General features: G+C 44.9%; 6 protein-coding genes. 3 read left to right on the top strand and 3 right to left on the bottom strand.

Translation table 11 applies throughout. The features are described 5' to 3' along the window. Window positions 1–214 precede the first annotated feature (214 nt). Complete coding sequence (locus ACYVRH_RS09810; protein WP_461256733.1) at window positions 215–820, bottom strand: response regulator; 606 nt, start codon at window positions 818–820, stop codon at window positions 215–217. Between the two features lie 196 nt (window positions 821–1016). Here ACYVRH_RS09810 and ACYVRH_RS09805 point away from each other — a divergent pair, with 196 nt between their 5' ends. Further along, entirely contained in the window at window positions 1017–2021 is a 1005-nt protein-coding gene (locus ACYVRH_RS09805; RefSeq protein ID WP_461256732.1) for an oligopeptide/dipeptide ABC transporter ATP-binding protein, read from the top strand. Window positions 2022–2294: 273 nt separating this feature from the next. Here the strand turns inward: ACYVRH_RS09805 and ACYVRH_RS09800 are convergent, their stop codons facing one another. Further along, window positions 2295–4169: an RNB domain-containing ribonuclease gene (locus tag ACYVRH_RS09800; RefSeq protein WP_461256731.1), complete on the bottom strand. Its 1875-nt coding sequence runs from the start codon at window positions 4167–4169 to the stop codon at window positions 2295–2297. A gap of 14 nt (window positions 4170–4183) precedes the next feature. Beyond that, complete coding sequence (locus ACYVRH_RS09795) at window positions 4184–5035, bottom strand: sigma-70 family RNA polymerase sigma factor (protein ID WP_461256730.1); 852 nt, start codon at window positions 5033–5035, stop codon at window positions 4184–4186. 227 nt (window positions 5036–5262) lie between these two features. Between ACYVRH_RS09795 and ACYVRH_RS09790 the strand changes: the two genes are divergently transcribed. After that, complete coding sequence (locus tag ACYVRH_RS09790; protein ID WP_461256729.1) at window positions 5263–5709, top strand: hypothetical protein; 447 nt, start codon at window positions 5263–5265, stop codon at window positions 5707–5709. Between the two features lie 3 nt (window positions 5710–5712). Further along, a complete protein-coding gene (locus ACYVRH_RS09785; protein WP_461256728.1) occupies window positions 5713–6381 on the top strand; it encodes an L-threonylcarbamoyladenylate synthase in 669 nt (222 codons plus the stop codon). The last annotated feature ends 70 nt before the right edge of the window (window positions 6382–6451 follow it).

The raw sequence follows: 6451 nt of genomic DNA, 5'->3' as shown, positions 1-6451 counted from the left end.
TCTTCCCGCACCAGCCACGACACCAGCGCGGTTATTGAACCGAGGGAGGCCAATACGATTATTGAGATGATGATTATCAGCTTTGCCCCGATGGGAAAACGTACCCTAAAGCCCTCGCGCCTTTCTTTGAAATTCACGCTATTACTCATATATTAAAATTTTAAGGCTTTTAATAGTTTTTGTCGTGAGTGTTTTACGCACGAGTTTTTGCGAATTAAAGTTCCAATAATTCTTCCCGCGAAGAAGCGCCGGTTTTTAGATAAATATGCGAAATATGATTTTCTACCGTGCGAATAGTGATATTCAACCGTTTGGCTATTTGTTTGTTGTTCATGTTTTGCTTAATGCAGACTATAACCTCGTTCTCTCTGGGAGTTAATAAAGACAATGAGTGTTTTGGTTTTTTTATACGGTATCGGGGATTAATATAATTGCCGCCTTCTAAAAGCGCGTCTATGGCGGTAATAAGTTCTCCCGATTCTGAGGATTTTGAGACATAAGCCCCCGCGCCTTGGTCTATGGCGCGTTGTATCAAAAAAGTGTCTTCGTACATTGAGCAGACAAGAATCTTAGGCATAGGCGCGTCTCGTTTCGCGCAAATTTCTTTTAACATTGGGATAAAGTCAAGACCGTCCTCCGTCCCAAGAGAAATATCAAGAATGATAATATCGGGCAAATTTTCCAACTGTTTCATAAGCGCCGACGCTTCGTCAAGGTTTTTCGCCGTGCCGCAAATTGTGAATCTGCCCGTTCCGCTAAGCCACGCGCCTATTCCGTTAGTCGCAAGAGGATGGTCGTCAATAAGAGCGATGTTTATCATTTTAACCTCAAATGAAATACCCCTTGCAATGGTACTAAAAATAAATTAAAAAATAAAGGAAATTAGCATAATATTGCAAAAAATACTTTACTGCCGTTTAAACGCTGTAAATGTTTCTACAGATGGAGATTGATTGACACCATTGCATATACTACTATACACTATTCACTAACTTGCAAGGAGATAGAGATAGCTTATGCCTATATTAAAAATCTCACATTTATACAAGCGCTTTAATCTGGAAGCGGGATTCTTTGCCCGTTACGGACGTTTTGTAAACGCCGTAAATGACATCTCGTTTTATATTGATAAAAACGAATCTTACGGGCTTGTCGGCGAATCCGGCTGCGGAAAGACAACTACGGCGAGAATGTTGGTGCGGATGTACGAAGCCGATTCAGGGGAGATTCTGCACTACGAAGGAGACGATCCAGTCTCAATAGCCGGTTTAAAAAAAGAGACATTAAGGCAATACCGCGAAAAGGTACGCTATGTTTTTCAGGACCCCGCAAGATCGCTTAACCCGAGAATGAGCGTTTATGAAGTTTTAGTTTCCGGTTGCCGCCGACCGTTGAAAAAGCGCGGGGTCAGCGAGAAGGAACTTCGAGAAAAAGCCGCCGCCATTTTGGAAGAGGTAGGCCTTCAGGCAGCAGACCTTGAAAAACGCCCTTCGGAGTTTTCGGGCGGCCAGCGCCAGAGAATCTCCATTGCCCGCGCCCTTTTAATGGAACCTGAAGTTTTAATCTGCGATGAAGTAGTTTCCGCCCTAGACGTGTCAATCCAAGGGCAGATTCTCAATTTGTTACTCGACATCAGAAAAAAGAGAAATATGTCCTTTTTATTCATAGCCCACGACTTAAAAGTGGCGTGTTACTTCTGCGATAGAATCGGCGTAATGTACAAAGGCGAATTGATGGAAGAAGCCCCCGCAGAGAACCTGTACCGTGACGCGCTTAATCCATACACTCGCCTATTGTTCTCATCCGCCGCTGGAATCTCCCCCGGAAAATCCGCTGTCACCGAGACGGAGAACGCGAATAAATCCCCGCCTTCTAGCGCAACGCAAATTACCGGCGCATCATGTTCTTTCGCCCCCAGATGCCCTAATGCAAGCGAAAGATGCCTGCGCGAACACCCAGAGTTAACGCAAGCAAGCGCCGGACACTCTATCCGTTGTTTTAACTATAATGGGGAGCAATGAGCAGTTAGCAATGAGCAGTGTTCTTGTTTGCTATCGGTGCGTAAAGTACCACGCCACGCTTGCTAATAACAACTCCACTCCCTATTCTCTGCTCACTGCTCACTGCTCACTGCTCATTGCTCATTGCTAACTGCTAACTGCTAACTGCTCCCCCACTCCCTATTCACTGCTCCCTATTCACTGCTCACTGCTCATTGCTCATTGCTCATTGCTCATTGCTAACTGCTAACTGCTCACTGCTCCCCCACTCCCTATTCACTGCTCACTGCTCACTTAAATTGACTGTGTGAAGACGGCTTCGCCTTTGGCGATATTGGCTGATTTTAAAATTAGTTTCACCCTATCGTTAGGCGCAACATCCCTCTGTAGGGAAACTTGCGCTTCCAGCGCTAAACGGGGAATAATTACCGCCCAGCGGCTGCCTTTGTTTTCTGTGGCTACCGCGTCCCAGACTGAATCTTTTTTGTCAGATAAATAAACCATTTTCCAGTGGTTGTCGGATGCCCTTTCCGCGTGAACGGCAGCGGTTACTGCCGCTTCGCTGAAACCAAGACGCGCCGAAACGTCATCGGAGGAAAGAGTTTTGTCGCCGCGCAGGAAGGCTCTTATTTGAATGTGGGCGAGTAAATCGGTGTAACGGCGCAGAGGACTTGTCACCTGCGTGTAGGTGTCCAGTCCCAGCCCCTGATGCCGCCCCGGTTTTACGGAAAGAGTTCGCGGCCTCATACATTTGCGCAACTGCATGGAACCCGCAAAACCGCCTAAAACTTTTCCCTGCATTTCCACTTCCTGGCTGATATACGGAAAAGGAAGCCTCTTTCCCGCCGCCCAGTTTCCCGCGCCCTCACCAGCGGCAATCATGCACTCCTTAACCAAAAAAGAACTGCGGTAGTCAATTATCGGCGTTACTTCTATTTTCTCATTTTCAACCGTAATGTGAACGCCGGGAAGATCAATATTAACGGCGCCATACGACATGCGGCGGTTATAAATCTTTTGTGACAGGGAAAAAAGTTCCCGTAACGCCGCCGAATCGGTCTGATCCGTATCCATTACCCTGTCCGCTTCTTCATAAGTCATACGCAGTACTTTTACGACAGAGGGAAATATTTCCGTATCTAAAACAGCGCCGTCTTTATCAATTGTCATTTTAAATGTTAACGCGAAAGACTTTTCAGAAAGACCTAGCGCAAACATTGGAATTGCGTCCTGCGCTAACATTCGGACGGCGCCTTCCGGAAGATAAAGAGTGGCGCCCCTGTCGCGGGCTTCTTTCTCCTCGGGACTGTCAAAAGAAATTGAGGCGGCTGGGTCTGCGACATGAACATATAAAATACTTTTACCTTCTTCGCTATCAACAGAAACTGCGTCGTCGGGGTCGTGGCTCCACGGGCTGTCAATGGCGAATGCGGCAAGACTGCATAAGTCACACCGCTGTTCTTCGGGAGGAGACGCTGGGCAAACGGACGCGCCGGAGAGCGAAACGCCGAAGCGGCTTGGATGAGGATTAACCATTCCCGTCCAGAAGCCGGTTTTAAGGAGCAACAAATGGGCGTCTTCCGGCGTTTCACTTAAAGTTAAATCCCTCATTGTCCTGCTCTTTATTGATTTGCCAAAAGCAAGAGCTTCCACGTCCTGAAGATAACGCGCGTCTTCAGGCAAGAGTTTATTGGTGGCGGGATTTTTTACGCGCGCCTTTAGCCGATTCAGAAATTGCATCCTCTCGCCTGACTCAAGCCGCACGGCCTCCCTTTTTGATTCTTCGGAAATTACTTCGCCCTTGCTTCGCGGAATAACAGCGTCAATAGTGCCGCAAAAATACAAACCGTCTTTTAAAGCGCAATACGCGGCGTAGGCGGAAGAAGGAGTATATTCATTAAAAATAAAACCGGCTAAATCTTTTAATGACAACGACGCGCCTTCGCCTGATAACAATTCCCACGCTTCACGAACAGCGGATGGGGCGGGACTGCCGCGCTCAATTTCATTAAAATTATTTACAGGACCGGCATGGAGCGTTTCAATATCTTTGTCGCGAACCTTTACCTGTTCGCCGTTTTGAAGGGAAATGGAAAATTTTCCGTCCGCATGGTCTTTAACAATCGCGGGTTTGTTTTTATAAATAACCAACGCGCCGCAAGTGATCATTCAATCATTATATATTAAATTGCCTCAACGTATAGGCACTCTCTTAATTCTTTCGCGTGATTTTTTATTTTCCTAAGCGCCTTCTGCTCAATCTGACGGACAGTTTCCGGAGAAATATCCAGTTTATCCCCTATCTCCCTTAATGTGCAGCGCTCACAGCCGTTCAATTGATAGCGGTGGCTGATAATGTGCTTTTCTTTATCTTTTAATTTGCTTAAAATATGCAGAGCATTGTCGCGGGAGGCTTTCTTCATCAGGTCGCGCTCAGGGTTGTAAGTATAATCTTCGTGAACATCTACCGCGCTGACGCTGTCATCATCGCTTATGTACTGATCAAAAGACATTGAATCGGCGGTATACCCTGCAAAAGAATCAACAACATGAACGGAAATGCCAAGCTCTCTGGCAATGTCGGAATTTTTAGGCTGATGCATCAAACTTTGGCAGAGAACGCTGTATGTGGTTTGAATCCTTCGTAATGTTTCTTCTTTACGCTGAGGCAAACGGACAAAATACCGCCTGCTGGAAATGTAACGGCTGATAAACTGTTTTATCCACCAGCTTGAATATGTAGAAAAACGCACGTTCTTGCGGAAATCGTATTTCTTCGCCGCGTTTAAAAGCCCGATATTCCCCTCCTGAATCATGTCCATTTTTGAAATGCCTGGAATATTGTACATTCCGGCTATCTTTACAACTAACCGAAGGTTTGAATTGACAAGAGTATGAAGCGCGGCGGTATTTCCGTTCTGTATCTGTTTTGACAATTCCAATTCTTCTTCAAAAGATAAAAGGGGAAATGCCTTTATCTGCTTATAATATGTTTCAAGTAAATTTTCATTCGCTTTTTGTGTTTTTTTATTCATATTTTCCTCTTGCCTCCTCAATGACAAAATGCACACCTATTACATAGCAATATTCATGCCAAGTAGGTTAATGTTTGATTATTTTGCTGTAATTCTTTACCAGATAAGGAATTAGGAAAAAGGAGACAATCAATAATGAACCGAATCTATCTCGAAGTGTATCGTTTTTCATACAATCATAACTATTTATGTATAGAAAATGTCATCCCGATATGTTAAAGTGAGCTATGAAATACGGCATTACAATGGCTGAAAAGAACGGAGACGCTTATTATTCCGTCGAATGGTCACCTCTTTCCAAGGCTGATCGTTATGATATTATCACTAAAGTCCCCGCTCTTGCCGGAGTCTTTGAAATATACTGGATGGACGAAAGTAACCGTCTAAGGTTATTTTTTGTTGGAAAAACAGACTACGGCGGACTTAGAAGCGAAATAAGGCGGCTTACCGACCCAGAATTATGCAAAGATAATGAAAAGATGCGAAAAATACTTGATGAAAAAGAAATCTGGTATCGTTACGCTCTAACAGATTCCTCAAATGTAATGGCCGACGTGCTATGGTTTTTTATGCAAACTTATTTTCCTGAAATAACTTCATTTAAACATTCAGGGCGTTATAACAATATTTTTCTAAAAGAATCCGCCCCCGACAAGCTTATGTGGGTTCCGTAAAAAATGACTGAATATATTATCCCCTCCAATATTGACGACAGAATACTAAACCGCGCCGCAAGGACGCTGGAAAACGGAGGGCTTGTCGCGCTCCCGACCGACACAAGCTGGAGCATTGTTTGCTCTATTAAATCGCCTGCCGCTATTAAAAAATTAAGAAAACTTTCAGGTGAAAGGGACGAAAGGCACTTCACGCTCCTTTGCTCAAGCATTTCCCAATTTGTGGAAGTTGTCAGCATGGACAATACCCGTTTCAGGCTGATTAACAGGCTTTCCCCCGGACCTTATGTATTTATTTTAAAAACACTGTCGGGAACTGAAAAATTTCTTGATATCCGCCGTCATGAGTTGGGCGTGCGCATACCCGATTACCCTGTTCCAATCCGCCTGATTGAAACGCTTAAATCCCCGCTCTATTCAATAACGGCAAAAAAGAGCATGACGGGCGGCGAAGATTTTTACGCTCATCATGTCGAAGAGGCTGCCACGGAACTGCCGCCAATTCCCGAAGACGAACTATTTGAAAGCGGATGGGAACTTGACGAAATTGACGGTTTGGATCTTATCCTTGACGGCGGCGAAGAACGGGATAGGATTTTTTCTACAATTCTTGATTTATGCGCTGATGAGGTAAAAGTCATACGTCTCGGAGCCGGACTTTGGCCAATTTAATTTTTTCCTAAGCGTTTTTGGAAAATCGGGCGGCAGTGTAAAAAAGCAGCCCATGTCATCGTACATTATC

The organism is Treponema sp. R80B11-R83G3 (assembly GCF_054786115.1).
The sequence above is the reverse complement of the archived record's forward strand: the minus strand, read 5'-3'. Positions and strand labels throughout refer to the sequence as shown.

Excerpts from the sequence above, each read along its gene's own strand:
- ACYVRH_RS09810 (WP_461256733.1), bottom strand. The coding sequence starts at position 820 with ATGATAAACATCGCTCTTATTGACGACCATCCTCTTGCGACTAACGGA.
- ACYVRH_RS09805 (WP_461256732.1), top strand. The coding sequence starts at position 1,017 with ATGCCTATATTAAAAATCTCACATTTATACAAGCGCTTTAATCTGGAA.
- ACYVRH_RS09800 (WP_461256731.1), bottom strand. The coding sequence starts at position 4,169 with ATGATCACTTGCGGCGCGTTGGTTATTTATAAAAACAAACCCGCGATT.
- ACYVRH_RS09795 (WP_461256730.1), bottom strand. The coding sequence starts at position 5,035 with ATGAATAAAAAAACACAAAAAGCGAATGAAAATTTACTTGAAACATAT.
- ACYVRH_RS09790 (WP_461256729.1), top strand. The coding sequence starts at position 5,263 with ATGAAATACGGCATTACAATGGCTGAAAAGAACGGAGACGCTTATTAT.
- ACYVRH_RS09785 (WP_461256728.1), top strand. The coding sequence starts at position 5,713 with ATGACTGAATATATTATCCCCTCCAATATTGACGACAGAATACTAAAC.